Raw genomic sequence first — 26,072 nt, 5'->3', positions numbered from 1 at the left:
CTGAGACACCAGCCACGAGAAAGGTTCCGGGCCCGGCCATGGCGCTCACCCTCTACGTCGACACCGCGCGCTGGCGGGCGCACCAGCAGAGCGTTCTCCAGCAGTTCCCCGGGCTGGTCCCGGTCTGCAAAGGCAACGGCTACGGCTTCGGCCATGAGCGCCTCGCCGACGAGGCGACCCGCCTCGGTGCCGACATCCTCGCGGTCGGGACGACCTACGAGGCGGCCCGCATCAAGGACTTCTTCAGCGGCGATCTGCTCGTCCTGACGCCGTTCCGCCACGGCGAGGAGCCGGTGCCGCTGCCGGACCGGGCGATCCGCTCGGTGTCGTCGGTCGAGGGCGTGGGGGGCCTGGTCGGCGCCCGGGTCGTCATCGAGGTCATGAGCAGCATGAAGCGCCATGGCGTCAAGCCGGAGGACCTGCCGAAGCTGGCCACGGCCATCGAGGACGTCCGGCTCGAAGGCTTCGCGATCCACCTGCCGCTGGACCGCACCGACGGCTCCGACGCGGTCGAAGAGGTCATCGGCTGGATGGACCAGCTCCGCGCCGCCCGCCTCCCGCTGCACACCATGTTCGTCAGCCACCTCAAGGCCGATGAACTGGCCCGTCTCCAGCAGCAGTTCCCCCAGACGCGCTTCCGTGCGCGGATCGGTACCCGGCTGTGGCTCGGCGACCACGAGGCCACCGAGTACCGCGGTTCGGTGCTCGATGTCACCCGGATCGCCAAGGGCGAGCGCTTCGGCTACCGCCAGCAGAAGGCGGCCTCCGACGGCTACTTGGTCGTGGTGGCGGGCGGCACCTCGCACGGTGTCGGCCTGGAGTCGCCCAAGGCGCTGCACGGTGTGATGCCGCGTGCCAAGGGCGTGGCCCGGGCCGGGCTGGCAACCGTGAACCGCAATCTCGCACCGTATGTGTGGGCCGGGAAGCAGCGCTGGTTCGCGGAGCCCCCGCACATGCAGGTGTCGATCCTGTTCGTGCCGGGGGATGCCCCGCAGCCGCAGGTCGGCGAGGAGCTGGTGGCCCATCTGCGGCACACCACCACGCAGTTCGACCGCCTCGTGGACCGCTGAGCCGGCCGAGCCACGGCGCAGACATACCAAGGGCCCGGTGCCCGCAGAGACCTCCTCTGCGGCACCGGGCCCGGTGCGTTGGGGCCGGGCTCAGTCCCGTACGGCGCCCCAGCGCACCTGGGGCGCCGCCTGGAACTGCACCGCATGCCGGGGCCGGTGGTAGGCCCGTCCGAGCACGAACACATCGGGGCTGCGGTCCAGGACTCCGCCCGAGGGATCGTCGTCCCCGTCCCTGCGGACCACATCGCGCTCCGGCATCAGGATGTCCCGTACGACCAGGGCGCACAGGTAGAGCGTGCCCAAGAGGTGCAGCACGATGGCCAGTTGGTAGCCCTCCGTCGGCAGTCCTTGGTGCTTGTCGCCGCTTCCTGTGTACGCGAGGTACGTCCAGATCCCCAGGAAGTACATGACCTCGCAGGCCTGCCAGATCAGGAAGTCCCGCCAACGCGGCCGGGCCAGCGCGGCGAGCGGGGTCAGCCACAGGACGTACTGCGGCGAGTAGACCTTGTTGGTGAGGATGAACAGCGCGACGACGAGGAACGCGAGCTGTGCGAAGCGCGGCCGACGCGGTGCGTAGAGCGTCAGCAGGCCGATGGCGCCACAGCCCACGATCATCAGCAGCGTGGCGTAGGTGTTGGCGTTCTCCAGGGGGTTCCCGGTGCGCTGCGAGATCAGGAGCCAGATCGAACCGAAGTCGATGGGCCGTTCCTGGCTGAACGTGTAGAACTTCGCCCAGCCCTCCCGAATGTGGAAGCCCGCGGCATCATGCGTGATCATCACCGGCAGGTTCACCACGAGCCAGGACGCGACGGTACCGGTCAGCACCTTCCGGAACGCGCGCCAGGCGCCTGCGCGCCAGCACAGCACCAGCAGCGGGCCCAGCAGCAGCACCGGGTACAGCTTCGCCGCGGTGGCCAGCCCGATGAGGACGCCGGCCGCCAGCGGGCGGCTGCGTGACCACATCAGCATCCCGGCGGCGGTCAGGGCGATGGCCAGCAGATCCCAGTTGATGGTGGCGGTGAGGGCGAAGGCGGGCGCCAGGGCGACAAGGAGGCCGTCCCAGGGGCGGCGGCGGTGGGTGCGGGCCACACACACCGCAATGACAGCGGCGCAGATCATCAGCATGCCGGCGTTGACCAGCCAGTAGATCTGTTCGCGGTGCTGGATCCCCCCGGAGTGCGGAGTCATCCAGGAGGCGACCTCCATGAAGACACCGGTGAGCACGGGGTACTCGAGATACTCCATATCGCCGGGCAGCCGGTCGAAGTACGGGATGAGCCCATCGGCAAAGCCCCGCCCCGCATAGAGGTGGGGGATGTCGGAGTAGCAGGCGTGCGTGTACTGGGTCGTGGCGCCGAAGAACCAGCCGCCGTTGTAGCAGGGCAGCTTCTGCACCATGCCGAGCGCGAACATGCCGATGGCGACGAGCGCGATGATCCGCACCGGCGTCAGCCAGTGCGTCCCGAGCAGTGCGCGGCGGCCGATAGGCCCACCGATCAGCTCGCTGCCGGCGGCCGCCACCTCATCCCGCTTCGTCGGCCGTACCGGATCGTCCCGTCGCACGCTCGTCATGGCCCCATCCTGCCGTACGCCCGCGGGCAGAAGACGGAGAAGCCCCCGCCCGGGCAAACCGGGCGAGGGCTTCGTTGCTCCACGTTTCACGTGAAACCTTCAGCGTTTCACGTGAAACGGTCAGCCGTTCGGGCCGCCGAGCCAGCCTCCACTGTCTGTCGCATCCGTCGGGTCAGGCGTCGGACTCGTGCCGCCGGGGCCACCGCCGGGACCACCCGCGCCATTTCCGTTACCTCCGCCGTTACTCGCCCCACCGCTGTTCCGGCATTCCAGATCCCAGGGGGAGCAGGTGTCGGTCGGGGTCGGGCTCGGAGAGTTCGTCGGGGGAACGGACTCGCTGGGAGACTCCGACGGCGAGCTCGACGGAGTGTCCGACGGCGTGGGAGTCGGCGTCGGCGTCGGCATGCCTTCCTGGTCAAACCGCTGCCCGATGGGCGTGGCCGGCGGGAAGGACTCCGGGGTGACGCCCTTCATCGCCTGCAGCATGTACTCGGTCCACACCTCGGTGGGCAGCGCACCACCGTGGATCGAGTCAAAGCCACCGACACCGTTCATGGACAGCTGGCGCGGATTCCCCGCGTCCTCACGGAACATCGTGATGGCCGTCGACAGCTGCTTGGTGTAGCCGACGAACCAGGCCGACTTGTTCTCGTCGGTGGTGCCGGTCTTGCCCGCCGCCGGCATGTTCAGCCGCTTGGCTTCCTTCGCCGTGCCGTTGTCGATGACGTTCTCCAGCACCTTGGTCACGTTGTTGGCGATGTTGGCATCCATCGCCGTTTCGCTCTGGGGCTTCTCGAAGCCGTCGAGGTCCCGGCCCTTGTACGTCACCTGCGTCACCGAATACGGCTCCACCTTCGTCCCGGACTGGGCGAATGTGGCATAGGCATCGGCCATACGAATCGCGCTCGGTGTGGAGGTGCCCAGCGCGAAGGAGGGGTTCAGATTCTTGTCGAAGCTGGCCTCCGAGATACCCGCGGCCTGCGCCATGCTCCGGACCTTCGCCATCCCGACATCCATGCCGAGCTGCACGAACGGAGTGTTGACGGACTGCTCCATCGCCTTGGTCAACGAGATATAGCCCCACGGATGGTCGCTCTCGTTTTCCTGGAAGAAGAACGAGCCGTCCCTCCTCTTGACGTACCCCCCCTCGGCGTCCTTCACCTTGAGGTGGTCGTCACCGTTGTAGCGACTGTCCTGCCTGATCGGCACCCCGTTGCTCTTGGCCGTTCCGTCCTTCATCGCCGCCGCGAGCACGAACGGCTTCCAGGTCGAGCCGACCGGCACACCGAAGGTGTCCGCGTTGTTGCTGAAGTGCCCCTTGTCGTAGCCCTCGCCGCCGTACAGGGCGACGATCTTGCCGTCGCCCGGCACCACTGAGGCACCGCCGAACTGGACGAATTTGTCCTTTGCGCGCTTCTTCGGGTCGATGTACCGCTTGTTGACGTTCTTGACCGCGGACTCGAGCTGGGCGGTCTTCTTCGAGTTGAAGGTCGTGTGGATCGTGTAGCCGCCCTTGTCGAACTGGGCTTCGCTGAGACCCGAGTGCTTCAGCACGTACTTCTTCGCGGTGTCCATCATGTAGCCGATCTGACCGCTCTTGCTGGCCACCGGCTTCGGCAGATGCGGCTTGGGGAAGTGCCCCCGGTACTTGTTCCGCTGCGCCTTGGACAGGAGGCCGTTCTCGACCTCCCGGTCGAGAATCCAGGACCACCGCGCCTTGGCGCGCTTGGTGTTCGCCGCCCGCGTGGCCCCCGGGCTGGTGCCGCCCGCCGGGTCGTACAGATCCGCGCCCTTGAGCACGGTGGCCAGGAAGGCGCTCTGGTTCGCGTCCAGCTTTTCGGCGTCCACTCCGTAGTACGCCTGAGCCGCTGCCTGGATCCCGTACGCCCCGCGGCCGTAGTAGCTGGTGTTCAGATACCCCTGAAGGATCTGGTCCTTGCTCTTCGACCAGCCGACCTTGATCGCGATGAACAGCTCCTTGAACTTACGGTCAAGGGTCTGCTCCTGGCTCAGCATCGCGTTCTTCACGTACTGCTGAGTGATGGTCGATCCGCCCTGGGTCTCGCCGCCCTTGGCCATGTTGACCAGCGCACGTGCGATGCCCATCGGGTCCACGCCCGAGTCCGTCCGGAACGACGCGTTCTCCGCGGCGATCGCCGCTTTCTGCATCTCGAGCGGAATCTCGTTGATCGTGACGTTCTGCCGGTTCGTCTCACCGTCACGCGCCATGACCTTGCCGTCGGCCCAGAGGTAGACGTTGTTCTGCGACTTGGCGGCGGCACTCTCGCTGGGCACGTTCACCAGGGCCAGCGCGACGCCGGAGGCACCCACGATCAGCCCTATGAATCCGACGCACAGGGTCGTGACCTGTTTCCACGACGGTACGAAGCGCCGCCAGCCGACGCGGTTGGCCCGCGGGTAGTCGATGAAACGCTTCTTGGCAGGATTCCCGCCGCCGCGACTGCGGCCACGGCCTCCCTCGGGACCACCGCCGCCACCGCCGCGACGGCCACCGCCACCACGGCCTCCGGCGCCATCGCCGGAGGCCATCGCGGCATCGGACGACCGCCGGCGGCCACCACGCTGGGCGGCTCTACGGGCGTCGGCACGCCCACCCTGCCGCGGCTCGTGGCCGGACGGCTCGGAGTGGGCGGCAGAACCGGCAGCGGAGCCACGGGAAGGGGCGGCACGGCGCCCCGATGGCTGCTGTGCGGCGCGTCGGGCCGCGGCACGTCCGCCACTCTGCGGCTGTGGCGGTTTGCGACGGTGCTCGCTCATGGAACGAATACTCCTCGGGCAGGCGCGCTATCTCGTCGCCTGAAGGCGGCAGTTGTCTTCAGGTCCCCCCGATGCACGGCCCGCTCCTGAGGCGCGAGCCGCACTACACCGAGGATGAGGACGCCAGATATCGGCCCACGGTTCCCGGCAGTCTGCATGCCGCACAGACTACGCACGGCCAAAACCTGCCCAGTGTTGAAATTCACTCCAAATCAGTCAGCTTGATGAGAACGATTCGGTGATGTGATGCCGTTCACCGTGCCCCCTCTTGTTCCGCCCAGGTGGCCGTTCTATCGTCTGGATGTATCGAGTCGATACATCAGCACGACATAAAGAGCGCACCGGACCAAGGAGGCGGAGGATGAGCAGACGTTCCGGCGTCCTCGAGTTCGCCGTCCTCGGCCTGCTCCGCGAGTCCCCGATGCACGGCTATGAGCTGCGAAAACGGCTCAACACCTCGCTCGGGGTCTTCCGTGCGTTCAGCTATGGCACCCTCTACCCCTGCCTCAAGGCACTGGTCGCGAGCGGCTGGCTGATCGAGGAGACGGACGGCGCCCCGGAGGGCGTACCCCCCGCGGCTCTGACAGGGCGCCGCGCCAAGATCGTCTACCGATTGACACCGGCGGGCAAAGAACACTTCGAGGAGTTGCTCGCCCACTCCGGGCCGGATGCGTGGGAGGACGAGCACTTTGGCGTCCGCTTCGCATTCTTCGGCCAGACCTCGCGGGACGTACGGATGCGCGTGCTGGAAGGCCGCCGCAGCCGGCTGGAGGAGCGCCTGGAGAGGATGCGTACCTCCCTGGCCAGGTCCCGCGAGCGGCTGGACGACTACACCCTCGAACTGCAGCGGCACGGCATGGAATCCGTGGAGCGCGAAGTCCGTTGGCTGAACGAGCTCATCGAGAGCGAGCGCGCCGGGCGCGATCAGCGCCCCACGGGCTCCGCAGCGCAGGACAAGAAGAACCAGTCAGGAGATACGGGCGGCCTGCCCCGGCACCGGGGTGGTACCCGGCCGGATCCGTCCGATGACACCACCACATGAGGCTCTGCTGTGCAGATCCTCATCGAGAACACAGGGAGCAACCGGAATGGGTTCGGTTCGCGTAGCCATCGTCGGCGTGGGCAACTGCGCCGCCTCGCTGGTACAGGGCGTCGAGTACTACAAGGACGCCGACCCGAAGAGCCGCGTGCCCGGCCTCATGCACGTGCAGTTCGGCGACTACCACGTGCGTGACATCGAGTTCGTGGCTGCCTTCGACGTCGACGCCAAGAAGGTCGGGCTCGACCTCGCGGATGCCATCGGCGCCAGCGAGAACAACACCATCAAGATCTGCGACGTGCCGAACGCCGGCGTGCAGGTCCAGCGCGGTCACACCCTCGACGGCCTGGGCAAGTACTACCGCCAGACGATCGAGGAGTCCCCCGAGGCCCCGGTCGACGTCGTCCAGGTCCTCAAGGACACGCAGGCCGACGTGCTGGTCTGCTACCTCCCTGTCGGCTCCGAGGACGCCGCGAAGTACTACGCCCAGTGCGCCATCGACGCCAAGGTCGCGTTCGTCAACGCGCTCCCGGTCTTCATCGCCGGCACCAAGGAGTGGGCGGACAAGTTCACCGAGGCCGGCGTCCCGATCGTCGGTGACGACATCAAGTCGCAGGTCGGCGCCACGATCACGCACCGGGTGATGGCCAAGCTCTTCGAGGACCGGGGCGTCATCCTGGACCGCACGATGCAGCTGAACGTCGGCGGCAACATGGACTTCAAGAACATGCTCGAGCGTGATCGCCTGGAGTCCAAGAAGATCTCCAAGACCCAGGCCGTCACCTCCCAGATCCGGGACCGTGAGCTGGGCGAGGACAACGTCCACATCGGCCCCTCCGACTACGTGGCCTGGCTGGACGACCGCAAGTGGGCCTACGTCCGCCTCGAGGGCCGCGCCTTCGGTGATGTCCCGCTGAACCTGGAGTACAAGCTCGAGGTCTGGGACTCCCCGAACTCCGCGGGTGTCATCATCGACGCCCTGCGCGCCGCGAAGATCGCCAAGGACCGGGGCATCGGTGGCCCCATCCTCTCCGCGTCCTCGTACTTCATGAAGTCGCCGCCGGTGCAGTACTTCGACGACGAGGCACGGGAGAACGTCGAGAAGTTCATCAGCGGTGACGCCGAGCGCTGAGCCGCCCGACGCACCCTCCCTCCGCAGGCCCCCGGGTATTCCGCCCGGGGGCCTGCGGGCTGTGTGAGGCTGTGCCTCATGCATGCTGTGCGCGCCCTTCGCGTATTACTCCGGCTACGCGACTTCCGTTCGCTCCTTGCCGCACGGCTCCTGTCCCAGGCGGCCGACGGGGTGTTCCAGGTCGCGCTCGCCACCTTCGTCGTCTTCTCGCCCGAGAAGCAGACGTCGCCAGCGGCCATCGCCTCCGCCATGGCCATCCTGCTGCTCCCGTACTCCCTTCTCGGGCCGTTCACCGGTGTGCTGCTCGACCGCTGGCGGCGCCGTCAGGTCCTGCTGTACGGCAATCTGCTGCGCACCCTGCTGGCCATGGCCACCGCGACGCTGATCGTGTCGAAGGTCCCGGACTGGCTCTTCTACGCCTCGGCCCTCTCCGTGACCGCCGTGAACCGCTTCGTCCTGGCCGGGCTCTCGGCCGCGCTCCCGCGTGTGGTCGACGGTCAACAGCAGCTGGTCATGGCCAACTCCCTCACCCCCACGGCGGGCACGCTCGCCGCGACGGCGGGCGGCGGGCTCGCCTTCGCCGTCCGGCTGGCCGGCTCGGACGTGGACGCCTTCGTCGTGCTGCTCTCCGCGGCCCTCTACTTCTGTTCGGCCCTGACCACGCTGCGCATGGCCCCGGAGCTGCTCGGCCCCGACCCCGCACGCCTCCAACCACACCTGCGGGAAGCCCTGTTGAGCACCGTGCGCGGGCTGAGGGAAGGGCTGCGCCATCTCGCCGAGCGGCGCACCCCGGCCCGCGCACTGATCGCGATGGCCTTGATCCGTTTCTGCTACGGGGCTCTGACGGTCATGGTGCTGATGCTGTGCCGGTACTCCTGGGCCGAGACCGAGTCCGAAGGACTGGCGCTGCTCGGGATCACCGTCGGAGTGTCAGGAGCGGGCTTCTTCGCGGCCGCTGTCGTCACGCCCTGGGCGGTGGGGAGGCTCACCGCGTTCGGCTGGATCGCAGGCTGTGCGGCACTGGGCGCGGTCCTGGTGCCGTCACTCGGGCTGTTCTTCACGCCGGGTCCGATGCTGGCCGCCGCGTTCGTGCTCGGCCTGAGCACCCAAGGAACCAAGATCTCCACGGACACGATCGTCCAGTCGACGGTCGACGACGCCTTCCGCGGCCGGTCCTTCGCCATCTACGACGTGCTCTTCAACGTCGCCTTCGTCGGGGCTGCCGCGGTCGCGGCGCTGATGCTGCCTCCGGACGGACGGTCCGCAGCCCTGCTCGGCATGGTGACCGTGCTGTATGCGCTGGTCGCCGCGGCGATGGTTCGCTCGGGGCGCGGTTAGGCGTCGCCCCTCGCCCGGTGCAGCGCCCTGGGCCCTGCAACGGCGCGTACCCGGACCCGATACCTTACGGGCGTCCTACACGAGCCTGTACACATCAATATCGGGGGAGTCCCATGACCACGCCGCCTCAGGGCCAGAATCCGTACGGTCAGGCGCCGTACGGGCAGCCGCCGTACGGACAGCCGCCCTACGGCCAGAATCCGTATCCGCAGGCGCCGCAAGCACCGCAGGCCCCCTACGGCCAGCCCCAGGGCTACGCCTACCCCCCGCAGCCGCAGGCTCCGTACGGACAGCAGCCGCCGGCGGGTTACCCCATGGCTCCTCAGCCGCAGCAGCCCTACATGCAGGGCGGAGCTCCGGTGCCTCCGCCTCAGCCCGCCAAGCGCCGGTCCGTCAAGGCGATCCTGAGGGGCATCGGGCTCGTCATCGCAGTGATCGTCTTCGCGTTCTTCTGGATCGTCAGCCAGGACGACGCGGAGAACGCTGAGGCCGGTGACTGTGTGCAGAAGTCCAGCAGTTCACTCGACGACGGGCTCAAGGTGGTGGACTGCAGTAGCTCCGAAGCTCAGTACAAGGTGAGCAAGGTGCACAACAACACCACGGACCCGACGCTGTGCGCAGAGGGAGAGTCGGCCTACACCAAGAGCGTGCACCGTCGCAGGAGCGGCGACACCCGCATGGTGCTCTGCCTGACCTCGGTGAAGTAGCGCACGCCGAACGCGCTGGAAGACAAAGGAGCGGTGTTTCACGTGAAACACCGCTCCTTGTTTCACGTGAAACACCGCCCGTTTCACACTCAGCTCTGAGCGGCCCACCACTCCTTCAGCGCAGCGACCGCCGCCTCCCGCTCCATGGGCCCGTGCTCCAGCCGGAGCTCCAGCATCTGCTTGTACGCCTTGCCGACCTCGGGCCCCGGGCGGATGCCCAGAATCTGCATGATGTCGTTGCCGTCCAGGTCCGGGCGGATCGCTTCCAGCTCTTCCTGCTCCTGCAACCGCGCGATGCGCTGCTCGAGCCCGTCATAGGCGCGCGAGAGGGCGCCGGCCTTGCGCTTGTTGCGGGTGGTGCAGTCCGAGCGCGTGAGCTTGTGCAGCCGCTCCAGCTGCGGGCCGGCATCCCGCACATACCGGCGCACCGCCGAGTCCGTCCACTCGCCCGTCCCGTAGCCGTGGAAGCGCAGATGCAGCTCCACCAGCCGTGAGACGTCCTTGACCAGGTCATTGGAGTACTTGAGAGCGGTCATCCGCTTCTTGGTCATCTTCGCGCCCACCACCTCGTGGTGATGGAAGGAGACCCGGCCGTCCTTCTCGAAGCGCCGCGTCCGGGGCTTTCCGATGTCGTGGAGGAGTGCGGCCAGCCGCAGCACGAGATCGGGCCCGTTCTCTTCGAGGTCGATCGCCTGCTCCAGCACCGTCAGCGAGTGCTCGTAGACGTCCTTGTGACGGTGATGCTCGTCACTCTCCAGCCGCAGTGCGGGGAGCTCGGGCAGGACATGGTCCGCCAGGCCGGATTCGACGAGCAGCCGCAGCCCCTCGCGCGGGTGCGGCGCCAGGACCAGCTTGTTCAGCTCGTCCCGTACGCGCTCCGCGGAGACGATCTCGATGCGGTCCGACATCGCCTTCATCGCGGCGAAGACCTCGGGGTCCACCTCGAAGTCCAGCTGGGCCGCGAAGCGGGCGGCGCGCATCATCCGCAGCGGATCATCGGAGAACGACTCCTCCGGCGTCCCCGGCGTCCGCAGCACACGCGCCGCCAGGTCCTCCAGACCGTCGTGCGGGTCGACGAACTCCTTCTGCGGCAGCAGCACCGCCATGGCGTTCACCGTGAAGTCCCGGCGCACCAGATCCTGCTCGATGGAGTCGCCGTACGACACCTCGGGCTTGCGGGAGGTGCGGTCGTACGCCTCGGACCGGTAGGTCGTGACCTCGATGTCGAAGGAGTCCTTCTTGCAGCCGACCGTGCCGAAAGCGATGCCGACCTCCCAGACCGCGTCCGCCCACGGCCGGACGATCTTCAGAACGTCCTCGGGGCGGGCATCGGTGGTGAAGTCCAGGTCGTTGCCGAGCCGGCCCAGGAGCGCATCCCGGACCGAGCCGCCGACCAGGGCAAGTGTGAACCCGGCCTCCTGGAATCGACGGGCCAGGTCATCCGCGACGGGGGACACCCGCAGCAGCTCGCTCACGGCTCGGCGCTGGACATGGTTCAGCGCGTTCGTCGACTGCGGGGTCCGCTCGGCGATCGGGGCGGGGAGGTCATTGTTGGCGTTCGGCACAACAAAACAGGGTACGTGGCCGCGCAGCGCGAGGCGTCACGTAATAAAGGGGACAGGCTGGGCGCCCGGCTCTCCGCACCGCGATCATGTGGAGCAGTCCCCGGCACTACGGCGCAGCGGGCCTCGTTACCATTCGTGGACGCACATTCCGACGACCACTGACGAAGACGAGGGACGGACGAGCGCGTGGCCGAGGCGGCAGGGTTCCAGGGGACTGAACGGCCGCGTGGTCGATGGCTGCGAAGGACCGTGACACTGCTCACTGGAGTGCTCCTGCTGATGGGGCTGATCCAGGTTCCGCACGCTGCCACCGCCCAGGCGGCCCCGACGGGCTCCCGCACGGTCGACGTCACCATCGACTCGATGTCCCCGTCCGCTCCTTCCAAGAGCGACACGGTCACCGTCTCCGGGACGCTGACCAATGACGGACGCGACACGATCACCGACGCGCATGTCGGCATGAACCGCGGGGACGCCCTCGGCGGCCGGAGCTCCATCGACAATGTGTCCCGTCGCACCGGCTATCTGCCCGGCGCGGACGGCAAGGAGATCAACGGGAGCGCGGAGAAGATCGGCAAGCTGGAGCCCGGCGTCAGCCGCCCCTTCAGCGTCAGCGTGCCGGTCAAGGACCTCCGTCTCGACAAGGACGGTGTGTACCAGCTCGGTGTCTCTGTGTCAGGACGCTCGCAGGCCGCGCCCTACAACCAGGTCCTCGGCTTCGACCGGACGCTGCTGCCCTGGCAGGAGGCCGACGCCCAGAAGAAGACGCAGCTCACGTACCTGTGGCCGCTGATCTCCTCCACCCATCTCACCGCCGAGACCGACGCCGACGCCCAGCAGACGCCGGTCTTCCGCAACGACGACCTCGCTGCCGAGCTCGCGCCGGGAGGCCGGCTGCAGCAGATGGTCGCGCTCGGCAAGAACCTGCCCGTGACCTTCGTCATCGATCCCGACCTGCTCGCGACCGTCGACGCGATGACCAAGTCGTACCGGGTGAACGGCCCGGACGGCCCCATGGGCAAGAACCAGGCCGTCGCCAAGCAGTGGCTGCACGAGCTCGAAGAAGCGGTCAAGTCGCACGAGGTCGTCGCGCTGCCCTTCGCCGACCCCGACCTCGCCTCGCTCGCCCATCACGGCAAGAGCGTGCCCAGCGCGCTCAGCCACCTCGGCCCGGCCACCGACCTCGCCGAGTCGACCGTGGACACGATCCTCGGCGTGAAGCCGCGTACGGACTTCGCCTGGCCCGTCGACGGTGCGATCGACTCCTCGGTCGTGGATGTCGCGACCTCGGCCGGTGCGCACAACGTGATCACCCGCAGCGACAGCCTGCGGGAGACCGGAGGACTGTCCTACACCCCGACGGCGGCCCGCCCCATCGGTGGCGGCAACACGGCCATCGTCGCGGATGCGCAGCTCTCGCGGGCCTTCGAAGGCGATATGTCGAAGGCCGGAAACTCCGTCCACGCGGTCCAGGACTTCGTCGCACAGACCCAGATGATCAGCCTTGAGGACCCCGACCGGCAGCGCAGCATCGTCGTGGCGCCGCAGCGCATGCCGTCCGTCAGCCAGGCCCACGCCATGGCCACCGCGCTGCGGACGCTGGACGACTCCGAGAGCTGGACCCAGTCGCTGAGCCTCGGCAAGGCGGCCAAGGCCAAGCCCGACCGCTCGGCCACCCGCCAGGTCCCGAGCGGCGCCGCCTACCCGTCCTCGCTGCGCCGCCAGGAACTCCCCACCAGCGCCTTCCGGCAGATCCAGGGCACCCAGGCCGCGCTGGACGACTACCGGGTGATCCTGGCCCAGCCGGAGCGTGTGGTGACCCCGTTCGGCAGCGCCATAATGCGGGAGATGTCGACGGAGTGGCGCGGCCATGCCTCCGGTGCCGCGGGATACCGGCACTCCGTCCGCAGCTACCTCGACGGTCTGACCAAGAAGGTGCACCTGATCCAGAAGTCGGGGGCGACGCTCTCCGGGCGCAGCGCCACGATTCCGGTGACGGTCCAGAACAACCTGGTCCAGGGCGTCAAGGACATGACGCTGAAGCTGACCTCGTCCCAGCCCAACCGTCTGGACGCGGGCAAGGCACAGCAGATCACGGTGGACGGCGGCCACAGCCAGTCGTTCAAGTTCGCCACCACGGCGAACGCCAACGGCCGGGCCTGGGTGACCGCCCAGCTCTACACGGCCGACGGAAAGACCTACGGTGACCCCATGATGTTCCAGGTGAACGTCACGGAGATCACCGCCACGGTGATGCTCGTCATCGCCGGCGGGGTGCTGCTCCTCGTCCTCGCCGGTGTGCGGATCTACCTCCAGCGCAAGCGGGCGGCCGCCCAGCGCGCGGAGGACGGGTCCGACGGCGAGGGTCCCGATGACGACACAGGTACGGACGGCGACAACGGCGGCACGGACGGCGACGAGCCCGAGCAGCCGAGTGACCCCACGCCGGACACCGGATCGGAAAGCTCCGGCCCGTCCGGCTCAGGTGAGAAAGTGGACCGTTGATAGATAGCGGGGCCGGATGGCCGGCGACGGATGAGGTGGGGCAGCGATGAATGCGCCGTATGACGGTGACCGGGGCCGGGGCGCCAATGGCGACCCCACGGGCCCGGTGCCTCCGACGCCCCCGTTGCCCGCGGACCAGGACCCCTACGTCCAGGACGCCTACCGCAACGATCCGTTCCGCGCCCAGGACCCGACGGCTCAGGATCCGGTGACCGAGGCGCTCTACGACCGCGCCGCGCACCCCCCGCCGCCGGGACAGCCCGCGCCCCCGCCCTACCAGCAGCCCGCCGCCGGCCGGCACACGCCCGACCCGCAGCAGTGGGCCCCGCCCCCGCCACCCGGGCCACAGGCGCCGGCCCCCCACCTCCCGTACGGCGAGGACCAGGCGACGACACAGCTCCTGGGCCTCGACCACCTGATGACCCGCGCCTCCAACGAGCGTCCGGAGTCCGACGCCTTCGCGCATCTCTACCGGGACCAGCAGCACTACGAGCCCCAGCAGCCCGCTCCGGTGCCTCCGGGGCCCGCGGCGGCCGGCGCGGAGGCGGTGCCCCAGCAGCCCGCGCCGGAGCCGGAGCCCGCCCCTGTGGCGGCGGCCGGCAAGCCCTCCGGCGGCCGGGCCTCCGGTCTGCTCAAGTCCAGCGCGGTGATGGCCGCCGGCACGATGGTGTCGCGTCTCACGGGCTTCGTCCGCTCGGCACTGATCGTCGCGGCGCTCGGCGGTGCGGTGCTCGGTGACTCCTGGCAGGTCGCCTACCAGCTTCCGACGATGATCTTCATCCTGACCATCGGCGGCGGTCTGAACTCCGTCTTCGTCCCGCAGCTGGTCCGCGCGATGAAGGAGGACGACGACGGCGGCGAGGCCTATGCCAACCGGCTGCTGACGCTGGTCATGGTGGTCCTCGGCGTGCTGACGGTCCTGTCGGTCGTGGCGGCGCCACTGCTGGTGAAGCTGGTCTCCTTCGACATCTCCCGCGACCCGGCCGCCAACGAAGTGGCCGTCGCGTTCACCCGCTACTGCGTACCCACGATCTTCTTCATGGGTCTGCATGTCGTGATGGGACAGATCCTCAACGCCCGCGGCCGCTTCGGCGCGATGATGTGGACCCCGGTCCTCAACAACATCGTCATGATCGCCACCTTCGGCCTGTTCATCTGGGTCTACGGCACGGCGGAGACCTCGCACATCGGCGTCACCACCATCCCCGACGAGGGCATCCGGCTCCTGGGCATCGGCACCCTCCTCGGGCTCGTCGTCCAGGCGCTGGCGATGATCCCGTACCTGCGCGACGCCGACTTCAAGCTCCGGCTCCGCTTCGACTGGCGCGGCCACGGCCTGGGCAAGGCCGCCAAGCTCGCCAAGTGGACGGTGCTGTTCGTGCTCGCGAACCAGGCCGGCGTCCTGGTCGTCACCCAGCTCTCCACCTGGGCCGGAAACACCGCCAACGACCAGGGACACCCGGGCACCGGCTTCATCTCGTACGCCAGCGCACAGCTGATCTGGAACATGCCGCAGGCGATCATCACCGTCTCCGTGATGGCGGCGCTGCTGCCGCGGCTGGCCCGGTCGGCGCACGACGGTGACACCGGAGCCGTCCGCGACGACATCTCGCAGGGCCTGCGCACCTCCGCCGTCGCCATCGTCCCGATCTCGTTCGGCTTCCTCTCCCTCGGCATCCCGCTGTGCACGCTGGTCTACGGTTCGTCCGGCGCCGGCATCCCGATGGGCTACATGCTGATGGCTTTCGGTGTGGGCCTGATCCCGTTCTCGGTGCAGTACGTCGTCCTGCGCGCCTTCTACGCGTACGAGGACACCCGCACCCCCTTCTACAACACGGTGATCGTCGCCGCCGTCAACGCCGTGGCCTCCGGTCTCTGCTTCCTGGTCCTGCCCGCGCGCTGGGCCGTGGTCGGCATGGCCGCCTCGTACGGCCTGGCGTACATCATCGGCGTCGGCGTGGCCTGGCGCCGTCTGAGCAAGCGCATGGACGGCGACCTCGACACCGCTCATGTCGTCCGGACCTACGCACGGCTGGCCGGTGCCAGCATTCCGGCCACGATCGTCTCGGGGGCCGCGGTGTACGGGATCATGCAGACACTCGGCACCGGGTTCCTGGGGTCGATCACCGCGCTGATCGCCGGTATTGCCGCACTTCTGGCCGTGTTCTACGTAGCCGCACGCAAAATGCGCATCGAGGAACTGAACGCCCTGGTCGGCATGGTCCGGTCGAAGCTTGGACGTTAGTTGAGCACAACCATCGACTGCCACCGTGTGTCGTGCATAGTGGCGGACTGTGGGCACAATTGTCTTGGCTCATTGAGCCTGCAACGGATGGGGAGGCAGGAACGACGGTGGCGGAACGGAGCACGGCTGCCGTCGACGTGGCTGACACGAGCGGTGAGGAACCGCTGACCGCCAAGGCGGGTAAGGCCACGGACGACGGTGCTAAGGCCGAGAAGGTATCCGGCAGGGAACAGGACGCCGCAGGCACCGATGAGGAGCGTGCCGAGGCGATCGAAGCCCAGCCACCGGAACTGCACAGCGGCCACAAGCTTGCCAGACGCTACCGCCTCGAAGAGTGCGTCACCCGTCTGGACGGATTCAGCAGCTGGCGTGCGGTCGACGAAATGCTGCGCCGCGCCGTCGGCGTGCACATCCTGCCCGCCGACCATCCCAGAGCCCGGCCGGTGTTGTCCGCCGCCCGCTCGTCGGCGCTGCTCGGTGACCCCCGGTTCGTCCAGGTCCTGGACGCCGTGGAGGAGAACGACCTCGTCTACGTCGTCCATGAGTGGCTGCCGGACGCCACCGAGCTCACCACGGTGCTCGCCAACGGCCCGCTGGAGCCGCACGACGCCTACCAGCTCGTCAGCCAGGTCTCCCAGGCCATGGCCGCCGCGCACCGCGAGGGTCTCTCGCATCTGCGGATCACCCCCGGCTCGGTGCTGCGTACGGAGTCCGGGCAGTACCGCATCCGCGGCCTGGCCGTCATGGCGGCACTGCGCGGCATCACCTGCGAGTCCCCGCAGCGCACGGACACCGAGGCGATCGGTGCACTGCTCTACGCCGCGCTGACCCAGCGCTGGCCGTACGAGAACGACGCCCATGGCCTCACCGGCCTGCCCAAGGGCGTCGGGCTGATCGCGCCCGACCAGGTGCGCGCCGGAGTTCACCGCGGGCTGTCCGAGCTGGCCATGCGCGCGCTGATCAACGATGGCGCCACGGCCTCCCGCCAGGAGCAGCCGTGCACCACCCCGGAGGAACTGGCCAAGGCTGTCGCGGCCATGCCGCGCATCCGGCCCCCGGAGACGGCGTTCAACGCCCCGCCGCCGTACCAGCGCACCGGCTACCAACAGGGCAGCTATCGGCAGTCGTCCGCCCACGGCGCGGCGGCACCGCATGCCACGCAGCCGGTCACCCCGCCTCCGTCGCCGCTGCAGAGCCGCACCGGCCGGGCCCTGAAGTGGTCCGTCTCGGCGCTGCTCATCGCGGCACTGGGGCTCGGCAGCTGGCAGCTGGCGGACACGCTGCTGAAGCGGGAGAAAGACCAGGACGCCCCGGGGAACTCACAGCCGGCCGGCGGTCCGAAGAAGCCCACAGGAAAGGCTCTCCCGGTCAAGGGCGCCACGGAGTTCTCGCCCCTGGCCGAGCCTTTCTCGGAGGATCAGGCTCACAACGTCACGGACGGCGATCCGAGTACTGCTTGGGTGACAGGACGGTTCCTGGGCTGGCCCAACTTCGGAAACCTGTCGCCGCGCGCAGATGGCAGTGGAATCATCCTTGACCTCGGAAGCGCCAAGGACATCTCCGGGATACAGGTCACCATGTATCGGCCGGGCCAGACCGCAGAAGTCCGCGCGGCGGCACCCTCCGCAGCAGATCCGACAACGCTCGGTGATTTCTCACAACGCCTTTCCAAGCTGGGAAAGTCCGGCGACAAGTTGGATGTGAAGCTCGACCAGCCGGTGAAGTCTCGCTATGTCCTGGTCCACATCACGAAACTTCCCACTGATGGAACATCGGATGGGTTCCGCGGCGGTATTTCAGAAGTCAAAATCTTCAGCTGACTCACCAGCATTAACTCGGTGCACCGGGACCCCGTAGAAATACGAGGTGGAGAACGCCCCGCCAACCTTCGGGTCGGCGGGGCGTTCATCGTGCGGCAGACCGGCCTGATCCTGTCCCCACCAGGGCGTCACCCCCACCCGAAACCCTGGCACGTGGACTAAAATGATCATGCGCACTCGCTCAAGTGCCGCACCGACCAGCATTCGCCCGACAGGGCATCAGGGGGAGACTTTGTTGAAGCACACCGGGTGGCGCCGAGCCGCAACGGCATCTGTGGCCACTTTGTTCCTCGTCGGCGGGATCGCCACCGCCACCCCTGCGTCCGCTGCCGGCGGCAACTACAGCTGTCGCAACTGGAAGCAGACGGTCGCCACGTGGAGCGCGAGCTGCACCGTCAAGAGCGGTCAGGCTCGTGCCGTTACCGACTGCAGCAACGGAAAGACGATTTACGGCGCGTGGACCGGCCGCGGAACGTGGAGGTTCGGCGGCAACTGCGGCAAGTACTTCATCGTCGCCCAGGACACCCAGGGGCGCAGCTAGCCCCACAAGGCACGATGGCCTGCTGACGAATCAGCAGGCCATCGTGCCTCTTTTCGCGACGCAACTCGGCCCGGCCCAGTGATCACGCCCGTCGCCGGGCAGCCCACTCTCAAGGTCAAAGCGACACCTGAGCGGCACTTCCCTGAGAAGTGAAAGCAGCAACGCATCCTTTTGCGTTCTCGGGCAAGAAGGTCACTCGTCTACCCGTCGATGAGCTCCCTAGTGGTTCTCCACACACCTGCCTACGATGAACAGTGACGCACTGTTGCTGCACGTCAGGAGACGCTTACGTCAGGTAGCAGCAGCTTGGCGATCTTTACGCCGATGTCCCACAGGGGGCAAGATTCCCAGGAGTCGGCGCTAGGTGAGGGGGTATGGGTGGGTCTGCTAGAGGACTCTAGTGATCAAGACCTCATCGCTCGCCATGTCGCAGGTGACCCCGAGGCGTTCGGGGAGATCGTCCGGCGGCACCGCGACCGTCTCTGGGCGGTGGCACTGCGCACCCTCGGGGATCGCGAAGAGGCCGCCGATGCCGTGCAGGACGCCTTGGTCTCCGCCTACCGAGCGGCGCACACCTTCCGCGGTCAGTCCGCGGTGACGACATGGCTGCACCGCATCACGGTCAATGCCTGTCTGGACCGAGCCCGCAAGACAGCCTCACGACGCACCTCGCCTGTCGCCGAGACCGAGCGGCTGGAGCAGCTGCTCGAGCCCGAGGAATCCGCCGCCGCACCCGCCGAGCGTCAGGATCTGCACCGGGAGCTGCTCAGCGCCCTGCGCACCCTTCCCGAGGAACAGCGTGCCGCGCTCGTCCTCGTCGATATGCAGGGGTACCCCGTCGCGGAGGCCGCAGCCATCCTCGACATCCCGACCGGAACGGTGAAAAGCCGCTGTGCACGAGGCCGGGCTCGGCTCCTCCCCTTGGTCACCCATCTGCGCGCCGACAACGGGGATAGCAAACCCGCGAGCGGGGGAAGGAACCGGGCGCAGGGGACATCCGTCCCACCGACGGCAGGGCCGAAGGACACAGGTGCCGTGAAGGGCGGAGGTGGGCGAGCGTGACGTCGACGACCGGCACGGGTGAGCACCCCACAGGTGAGCACCCGGAGGTCTCCGAGATCTCCGAACTCACGGACGGGCTGCTTTCCCCCTCGCGCACCGCGGAACTGCGCGACCATCTCGCCACCTGCCCCCTGTGCGACGACGTCTATGCGTCCCTGGAGGAAATCCGGTCGCTGCTCGGCACGCTCCCCGGACCGCTGCGGATGCCGGCCGATGTCGCCGGCCGCATCGATGCCGCCCTCGCCGCCGAAGCGCTGCTGGACGCCACCACTCCCGTCGCCACGGTGGCTGTTTCACGTGAAACAGCCACCGTCCCCGTCGTGGTTTCACGTGAAACCGACGATGAGGCTCCCCGCCGAGGAACACCGTCCGCCCGGCCCGCCGGACGCCCCCGGGGCTCCTCCGGACCGGGACGCCAGACGCCGGGGGGCCGGGCGTCCCGTGCGCGGCGGTGGCCGCGGATTCTGCTCGGCACCGCGGCGGCCGCGGCAGTCCTCAGCTTCGGCGGCCTTCTCATCCAGAACGCCGCCCTCGACGGCACCCAGGCGAGCAATCAGGACCGAGCCACCGCCACCCCCGAGAAGACCACCGGCGGTACCGGCGCCCTGACCGCTGCCAGCCTGGAATCCCATGTCCACGATCTGCTGGCGTCCAAGGGCTCGCACAAATCCCCGGACATCAGCACCCGGAGCACTCCCGACACCCCGCTGCGCGGCAACGCCGACACCATCCCGTCCTGCGTCCGCCATGGCATCGCACGTCCGGAGAGTCCGCTGGCGACCCGCCACACCCGCTACCAGGGCCAGGACGCCTACCTCGTGGTGCTGCCGGATCCGGCCGATCCCCAGCGCGTCTCTGCGTATGTCATCGCTTCCTCCTGTGTCTCCGCCACACCACCGGCTCCCGGGAAGGTCCTGCTGTCGCACTCGTTCCAGCGAGACTGAGCGACGAGAAGTGCGCTGTGACACTCCGGGAATGCTCGCCCCGTAGGATCCGTTGGGTGGGGTGAGAGAACCGAGAGCCCCAGCAAGCAGTCGGCAGAGACAAGGAAGACACCCGTGAGCGACGTCCGCAACGTGATCATCATCGGCTCCGGGCCCGCGGGCTACACCGCAGCGCTCTACACCGCCCGCGCGTCCCTGAAGCCGCTGGTCTTCGAAGGTGCCGTCACCGCCGGAGGCGCGCTGATGAACACCACCGACGTGGAGAACTTCCCCGGTTTCCGCGACGGCATCATGGGGCCGGACCTCATGGACAACATGCGTGCCCAGGCGGAGCGCTTTGGTGCCGAGCTCGTGCCGGACGACATTGTCGCGGTCGATCTCTCCGAAGAGATCAAGACCGTCACCGACACCGCTGGAAATGTGCACCGGGCGAAGACCGTGATCGTCAGCACCGGCTCCCAGCACCGCAAGCTCGGCCTGCCCCGTGAGGACGAGCTGTCCGGTCGCGGCGTCTCGTGGTGCGCCACCTGCGACGGGTTCTTCTTCAAGGACCAGGACATCGCCGTCATCGGCGGGGGCGACACCGCGATGGAGGAGGCCACTTTCCTCTCCCGCTTCGCCAAGTCGGTCACGGTCGTCCACCGCCGTGACACCCTGCGGGCCAGCAAGGCCATGCAGGAGCGTGCGTTCGCCGACCCGAAGATCAAGTTTGTGTGGGACAGCGAGGTCGCCGAGATCCACGGTGAGAGCAAGCTCTCGGGTCTGACGCTGCGCAACCTCAAGACGGGCGAGACCTCCGAGCTCCCCGTCACCGGCCTCTTCATCGCGATCGGCCACGACCCGCGGACCGAGCTGTTCAAGGGCCAGCTGAAGCTCGACGACGACGGCTACCTCAAGGTCGACGCGCCCAGCACGCGTACCAACCTGAGCGGCGTCTTCGCAGCCGGTGATGTCGTCGACCACACCTACCGTCAGGCGATCACCGCGGCAGGCACGGGCTGCTCCGCCGCCCTCGACGCCGAGCGTTTCCTCGCGTCGCTGTCGGACGGCGAGTCGACGGCCGAGCCGGAGAAGACTCCCTCCGCCTGAACCGCGCACCCAGCTTTCCCACCACCCACCCAGTAAGGAGAATCCCATGGCCGGCGCCACGGTGACCGTCACGGACGACAACTTTGAAGAGGTCGTCCTCAAGAGCGACAAGCCCGTTCTCGTGGACTTCTGGGCCACCTGGTGCGGCCCGTGCCGCCAGGTCGCCCCGTCCCTGGAAGCGATTGCCGCCGAGAACGACGGGATCGTCATCGCCAAGCTGAACACCGACGAGAACCCGGCCACCACCGCCAAGTACGGCGTCATGTCGATCCCGACCATGAACGTCTACCAGGGCGGCGAGGTCGTGAAGACCATCGTCGGCGCCAAGCCGAAGGCCGCGATCGAGCGCGACCTGGCGGACTTCCTCGGCTGAGTCACACCGCCACGTTTCACGGGAAACGGGCCCGCCCCATGAGGGAGCGGGCCCGTTCTCTGTTTCACGGGAAACCGTCGGCTCTACAGCGGTCGCAGTGCGGGCTCCTTCTGGACGGCTCCCAGCAAGCGGTCGAGTGCGAGCTCCACGTCTTCCTTCCACGAGATCGTGGTGCGCAGCTCAAGGCGCAGCCGAGGAAAGCGGGGGTGGGGACGCACAGTCTTGAAGCCCACTGCAAGCAGATGATCGGCGGGCAGCACGCAGGCCGGCTCACTCCACCGGGCATCCCCGAAGGCCTCGATGGCTTTGAAGCCACGCTGGATGAGGTCCTTGGCGACCGTCTGGACCATCACCCGCCCCAGCCCCTGGCCTTGGTAGCCGGGGATCAGCCAGGCCGTCAGCAGCTGGACCGCATCCGGCGAGACAGGACTGGTGGGAAAGGCCGTGGAGCGTGGCACATAGGCCGGCGGGGCGTACATCACGAACCCGACCGGCACCTCATCGACATAGACCACCCGCCCACAGGACCCCCACTCCAGCAGTACTGCCGAGATCCAGGCTTCCTTCTCCAGCTCAGGGCGACCCGTCTTTACCGCGGCCTCGCCACTGACGGGGTCGAGCTCCCAGAAGACACAGGAGCGGCAGCGCTTGGGGAGGTCCGGAAGGTTGTCCAGCGTGAGCGGTACGAGCCGACGGCCCATGAACCCAGGTCCTCGCTTTCCTCGCCTGCCACACCCCGAAGCGCCGTCAGCGCCACCTGCTCTCTGAGCAGACCACCAACGAACCCTCCGATGGCTGCGAGACCGAACCCCGCTGCCAACAGTCCGGTGCGGCTCACCGATCGCATGGCCCTCTCCTCGGTGTGAGATGTCCACATGGATGCGTGCCATACCCGAACGCATCGTATCCACCCTTTACGGGCACGGGTACCGCATGAGTGCAAAGGGCGGGCCGTGTTCCGGTATGGGCTCCGGAACACGGCCCGCCCAGGAGCCGAGAGCGTCAGCTCACTCCTCTTCGTTGTTCTCCTCGGCCAGCGTCTGGCCCAGGACGCGCCCCTCACCCGGGGCAAGCGTGCCGAGAATGCGCTCCAGATCGTCCATCGAGGCGAACTCAACGACGATCTTTCCCTTCTTCTGTCCCAGGTCGACCTTCACCCGGGTCTCGAAGCGGTCGGACAGCCGGGAGGCGAGGCCCGTGAGCGCGGGAGACACCCGGGCACCCGCGCGGGGCCCGTTGCTCTTGCTCGCACCCTTGGGGGCCGACCCCATGAGCGTCACGATCTCCTCGACGGAACGGACCGAGAGCCCCTCCGCCACGATGCGGCGCGCAAGGTGGTCCTGCTCTTCCGAGTCCTCCACGGAAAGCAGCGCACGGGCGTGCCCCGCGGAGAGCACACCCGCGGCAAGCCGCTTCTGCACCGACGGCGAGAGCTTCAGCAGCCGCAGCGTGTTGGAGACCTGCGGGCGCGAACGCCCGATCCGGTCGGCCAGCTCGTCATGCGTGCACTTGAAGTCCTTCAGCAACTGGTCATAGGCGGCTGCCTCTTCCAGCGGGTTGAGCTGGGCCCGGTGGAGGTTCTCCAGAAGCGCATCGAGCAGCAGCTTCTCATCGTCCGTGGCCCGCACGATCGCGGGGATCTTCTCCAGCCCGGCCTCACGGCATGCCCGCCAGCGGCGCTCACCCATGATGAGCTCATACCGCCCCGGTCCCGTCTGACGGACCACCACCGGCTGGAGCAGGCCCACCTCCTTGATGGAGGTGACCAGCTCGGCAAGAGCGTCTTCGTCGAAGACCTCCCGCGGCTGCCGTGGGTTCGGCTTGATCGCGTCCAGCGGCACCTCGGCGAAGTGCGCACCGGACACCTCCGAGACACCCGCCGACGATGCCTCGGCCCCGGCCGGTGCTTCCGTTTCACGTGAAACACCGTGCGCCGGCAGCGAGGTCACCTTGGCAGCCGCCACTCCACGCTCCGGGGCGAGGACCGGTGCGGACGACGGTGACGTCGCCCCCTGCCCCGCGGCCCCGGCATGATCCGTGCTCTGCGGTGCCGCGGGGATCAGCGCACCGAGCCCACGGCCCAGGCCTCTACGTCGTTCACTCACTGAGTCCCCTCCGAGATGCTGTGCTGTGCTTCATAGTTGACGCTGAGGCCCTGGCCCCCGGTCTGCGGGACCCCACGCAATGCGATCTCCCGGGCCGCTTCGAGGTAAGAAAGCGAACCGCTGGATCCCGGGTCATAGGTGAGCACCGTCTGCCCATAGCTGGGTGCCTCGGAGATGCGCACCGAGCGGGGGATGCTCGTACGGAGCACCTCATGGCCGAAGTGGCTGCGCACCTCATCGGCGACCTGGGACGCCAGCCGGGTGCGCCCGTCGTACATGGTGAGCAGGATCGTCGAGACATGGAGCTTGGGGTTGAGATGCCCCCGCACCAGATCGACGTTCCGCAGCAGCTGCCCCAGTCCCTCCAGTGCGTAGTACTCGCACTGAATCGGGATCAGCACCTCGGCGCCGGCCACCAGGGCGTTGACCGTGAGCAGGCCGAGGGAGGGCGGGCAGTCGATGAAGATGTAGTCCAGCGGCTGTTCGTACGCCTTGATGGCGCGGTCCAGCCGGCTCTCACGTGCCACCAGCGAGACCAGCTCGATCTCCGCACCGGCCAGATCGATCGTGGCGGGCGCACAGAACAGGCCCTCCACATCCACGACCGGCTGCACCACGTCGGAGAGAGGCTTGCTGTCCACCAGCACGTCATAGATGGAGGGCACTTCGGAGTGGTGGTCGATCCCCAGCGCCGTGGAGGCATTGCCCTGGGGATCGAGGTCGATCACCAGAACCCGGGCACCGTGCAGGGCCAAGGAGGCCGCCAGATTCACCGTGGTCGTGGTCTTGCCGACCCCGCCCTTCTGGTTGGCAACCACCATGACCCGCGTCTGTTCAGGCCGGGGCAGCCCCTCACCCGCGCGGCCAAGTGCCTCCACCGCCAGCTGAGCTGCACGACCGATCGGGGTGTCGTCCATCGGGGGCGGCGTTTCACGTGAAACGTCGTCCCCGAACGACTCGCTACGGGGACCGGGGACCGGATCGGTCATCGGTCCCGCGATGTTGGCGTCGGACCGCAAGGATTCACTCTCCTCGACATCAGGCTCGCAATGTTCAGAGCCTGCCATGCTTTCGGTGTCGTGAACCAGTGAGGTCCGTTCTCCTGTGGACGAATCCACTTCTGTGGATACTTCGCTGACCCTTGTGGGTCTACGGTCGCGCGGCACGGCGGCCGCACGACCACGGTCGATGATCCCTTGCAGCAGAGAACGACGTTTCACGTGAAACACGATGCCAGCGTCGCGCCTGAATCAGCCGCGACACTCCGTCTTGTGTCGTTTTGATGGCATTTACGGAATTCGCGCGTTCCCCATCTTCGCGGAACGGAATGCCCTCACCTCAACGCCGGCCTCCATCGCGCCGGCATCGGGCATCAGCGACGGCGCCCCCTCGACGCACGACTCACGCGCGCCGCCTTCGCCCGCTTGGCCGCAAAGCGCACACCGCCGGGGCTCTCGCCCACCTCGACCCGCACCACGGTCGACGGCGGATCCACAATGCCCTCGCCCACGTGCACCACCGAGGTCTCCACCACACCGAGCTTGCTCAGCGCCGCCCGGGCCCCCTTGAGCTCCTCCTCCGCGGCATCGCCCTTGAGCGCCAGCATCTCGCCGTAGGGACGCAGCAGCGGCACACCCCAGCCGGCCAGCCGGTCGAGGGGGGCGACGGCACGCGCCGTCACCACATGTACCTGGGGGAGCTTGCCCATGACCTCTTCGGCCCGCCCGCGCACGACCGTGACATGGTCCAGCCCGAGCAGCTCGACGACCTCCTGAAGGAAGTTCGTACGCCGCAGCAGCGGCTCCAGCAGCGTGATCTTCAGATCCGGGCGCACCAGGGCCAGCGGGATACCGGGCAGCCCGGCCCCCGAGCCCACGTCGCAGACCGAGACGCCCTCGGGCACCACCTCGGAGAGCACGGCGCAGTTCAGCAGATGCCGCTCCCACAGCCGCGGCACCTCACGCGGGCCGATGAGCCCACGCTTCACCCCGGCGTCGGCGAGCAGTTCGCCGTACCGCACGGCTTCCGGAAAGCGCTCACCGAATACCTCCTCCGCCGCCTTCGGCGCAGGAGGGAGCTCTGCTGCTTCCTCCGTCACGGGAACCGCCCTTCTTCTGGACTGCTTTTTCTGCCGGGGACCCGGGTTACGCCCCCGGGATAACACAGAACGCTGACAACTTTTGGCCC

The 26,072-nt window shown here is 68.0% G+C and carries 20 protein-coding genes; 13 read left to right on the top strand and 7 right to left on the bottom strand.

Annotated features, from left to right (window positions below; translation table 11 throughout):
• Positions 1-38 precede the first annotated feature (38 nt).
• Positions 39-1,070, top strand: a complete 1,032-nt coding sequence (locus tag NUT86_RS21135; protein ID WP_018092117.1) for an alanine racemase — start codon at positions 39-41, stop codon at positions 1,068-1,070.
• 90 nt (positions 1,071-1,160) lie between these two features.
• On the opposite strand, the gene NUT86_RS21130 is transcribed toward NUT86_RS21135, so the two are convergent.
• Complete coding sequence (locus tag NUT86_RS21130; RefSeq protein ID WP_018092116.1) at positions 1,161-2,642, bottom strand: glycosyltransferase family 87 protein; 1,482 nt, start codon at positions 2,640-2,642, stop codon at positions 1,161-1,163.
• 120 nt (positions 2,643-2,762) lie between these two features.
• Positions 2,763-5,420 carry a transglycosylase domain-containing protein gene (locus NUT86_RS21125; protein ID WP_274737058.1) on the bottom strand — a complete coding sequence of 886 codons (2,658 nt, stop codon included), beginning with the start codon at positions 5,418-5,420 and terminating at the stop codon, positions 2,763-2,765.
• Positions 5,421-5,781: 361 nt separating this feature from the next.
• On the opposite strand from NUT86_RS21125, the gene NUT86_RS21120 reads away from it, so the two are divergent.
• The 4 genes from NUT86_RS21120 to NUT86_RS21105 all read left to right on the top strand — a co-directional run bounded on the left by NUT86_RS21120 (position 5,782) and on the right by NUT86_RS21105 (position 9,636).
• Positions 5,782-6,462, top strand: coding sequence for a PadR family transcriptional regulator (locus NUT86_RS21120; protein ID WP_018092114.1), 681 nt, complete (start codon positions 5,782-5,784; stop codon positions 6,460-6,462).
• 46 nt (positions 6,463-6,508) lie between these two features.
• Positions 6,509-7,591 carry an inositol-3-phosphate synthase gene (locus NUT86_RS21115; RefSeq protein ID WP_018092113.1) on the top strand — a complete coding sequence of 361 codons (1,083 nt, stop codon included), beginning with the start codon at positions 6,509-6,511 and terminating at the stop codon, positions 7,589-7,591.
• Between the two features lie 78 nt (positions 7,592-7,669).
• Complete coding sequence (locus NUT86_RS21110) at positions 7,670-8,929, top strand: MFS transporter (RefSeq protein ID WP_159487379.1); 1,260 nt, start codon at positions 7,670-7,672, stop codon at positions 8,927-8,929.
• Positions 8,930-9,042: 113 nt separating this feature from the next.
• Entirely contained in the window at positions 9,043-9,636 is a 594-nt protein-coding gene (locus NUT86_RS21105; protein ID WP_174876365.1) for an LppU/SCO3897 family protein, read from the top strand.
• An 89-nt stretch (positions 9,637-9,725) separates the two neighbouring features.
• On the opposite strand, the gene NUT86_RS21100 is transcribed toward NUT86_RS21105, so the two are convergent.
• Complete coding sequence (locus tag NUT86_RS21100) at positions 9,726-11,201, bottom strand: CCA tRNA nucleotidyltransferase (protein ID WP_274737054.1); 1,476 nt, start codon at positions 11,199-11,201, stop codon at positions 9,726-9,728.
• Positions 11,202-11,387: 186 nt separating this feature from the next.
• On the opposite strand from NUT86_RS21100, the gene NUT86_RS21095 reads away from it, so the two are divergent.
• The 8 genes from NUT86_RS21095 (at position 11,388) to trxA (ending at position 21,780) form a co-directional block, all read left to right on the top strand.
• A complete protein-coding gene (locus NUT86_RS21095) occupies positions 11,388-13,706 on the top strand; it encodes a DUF6049 family protein (protein ID WP_381681893.1) in 2,319 nt (772 codons plus the stop codon).
• Positions 13,707-13,752: 46 nt separating this feature from the next.
• On the top strand, positions 13,753-15,951 hold the full coding sequence (gene murJ / locus NUT86_RS21090; protein ID WP_018092108.1) for a murein biosynthesis integral membrane protein MurJ: 2,199 nt from the start codon (positions 13,753-13,755) through the stop codon (positions 15,949-15,951).
• Positions 15,952-16,058: 107 nt separating this feature from the next.
• Entirely contained in the window at positions 16,059-17,771 is a 1,713-nt protein-coding gene (locus NUT86_RS21085) for a serine/threonine protein kinase (RefSeq protein ID WP_274737052.1), read from the top strand.
• Between the two features lie 274 nt (positions 17,772-18,045).
• Positions 18,046-18,312 (top strand): hypothetical protein, encoded by a 267-nt coding sequence (locus NUT86_RS21080; protein WP_274737050.1) that lies wholly within the window; start codon positions 18,046-18,048, stop codon positions 18,310-18,312.
• A gap of 378 nt (positions 18,313-18,690) precedes the next feature.
• Positions 18,691-19,374: an RNA polymerase sigma factor SigM gene (sigM, locus tag NUT86_RS21075; protein ID WP_078518762.1), complete on the top strand. Its 684-nt coding sequence runs from the start codon at positions 18,691-18,693 to the stop codon at positions 19,372-19,374.
• Complete coding sequence (locus tag NUT86_RS21070) at positions 19,371-20,318, top strand: zf-HC2 domain-containing protein (RefSeq protein WP_274737048.1); 948 nt, start codon at positions 19,371-19,373, stop codon at positions 20,316-20,318. Before sigM ends, NUT86_RS21070 begins: the two co-directional genes overlap by 4 nt.
• Positions 20,319-20,432: 114 nt before the next feature.
• Positions 20,433-21,407: a thioredoxin-disulfide reductase gene (trxB, locus tag NUT86_RS21065; RefSeq protein WP_018092102.1), complete on the top strand. Its 975-nt coding sequence runs from the start codon at positions 20,433-20,435 to the stop codon at positions 21,405-21,407.
• A gap of 46 nt (positions 21,408-21,453) precedes the next feature.
• Positions 21,454-21,780, top strand: coding sequence for a thioredoxin (trxA, locus tag NUT86_RS21060; protein ID WP_018092101.1), 327 nt, complete (start codon positions 21,454-21,456; stop codon positions 21,778-21,780).
• A gap of 83 nt (positions 21,781-21,863) precedes the next feature.
• Here the strand turns inward: trxA and NUT86_RS21055 are convergent, their stop codons facing one another.
• The 4 genes from NUT86_RS21055 to rsmG form a co-directional block, all read right to left on the bottom strand.
• A complete protein-coding gene (locus tag NUT86_RS21055) occupies positions 21,864-22,481 on the bottom strand; it encodes a GNAT family N-acetyltransferase (protein WP_018092100.1) in 618 nt (205 codons plus the stop codon).
• 306 nt (positions 22,482-22,787) lie between these two features.
• Positions 22,788-23,885: a ParB/RepB/Spo0J family partition protein gene (locus tag NUT86_RS21050; protein ID WP_266438588.1), complete on the bottom strand. Its 1,098-nt coding sequence runs from the start codon at positions 23,883-23,885 to the stop codon at positions 22,788-22,790.
• A complete protein-coding gene (locus tag NUT86_RS21045) occupies positions 23,882-24,952 on the bottom strand; it encodes an AAA family ATPase (protein ID WP_078518757.1) in 1,071 nt (356 codons plus the stop codon). Before NUT86_RS21045 ends, NUT86_RS21050 begins: the two co-directional genes overlap by 4 nt.
• A gap of 305 nt (positions 24,953-25,257) precedes the next feature.
• The gene (gene rsmG / locus NUT86_RS21040) at positions 25,258-25,983 is read right to left on the bottom strand and encodes a 16S rRNA (guanine(527)-N(7))-methyltransferase RsmG (RefSeq protein ID WP_026170062.1); all 726 of its coding nucleotides are present in this window, start codon (positions 25,981-25,983) and stop codon (positions 25,258-25,260) included.
• Positions 25,984-26,072: the final 89 nt, after the last annotated feature.

The organism is Streptomyces sp. G7(2002), assembly GCF_028870195.1.
Classification (GTDB): Bacteria; Actinomycetota; Actinomycetes; order Streptomycetales; family Streptomycetaceae; genus Streptomyces; species Streptomyces nigrescens.
Note: the sequence above shows the minus strand (reverse complement) of the source record. Positions and strands in the feature narration are given on the sequence as shown.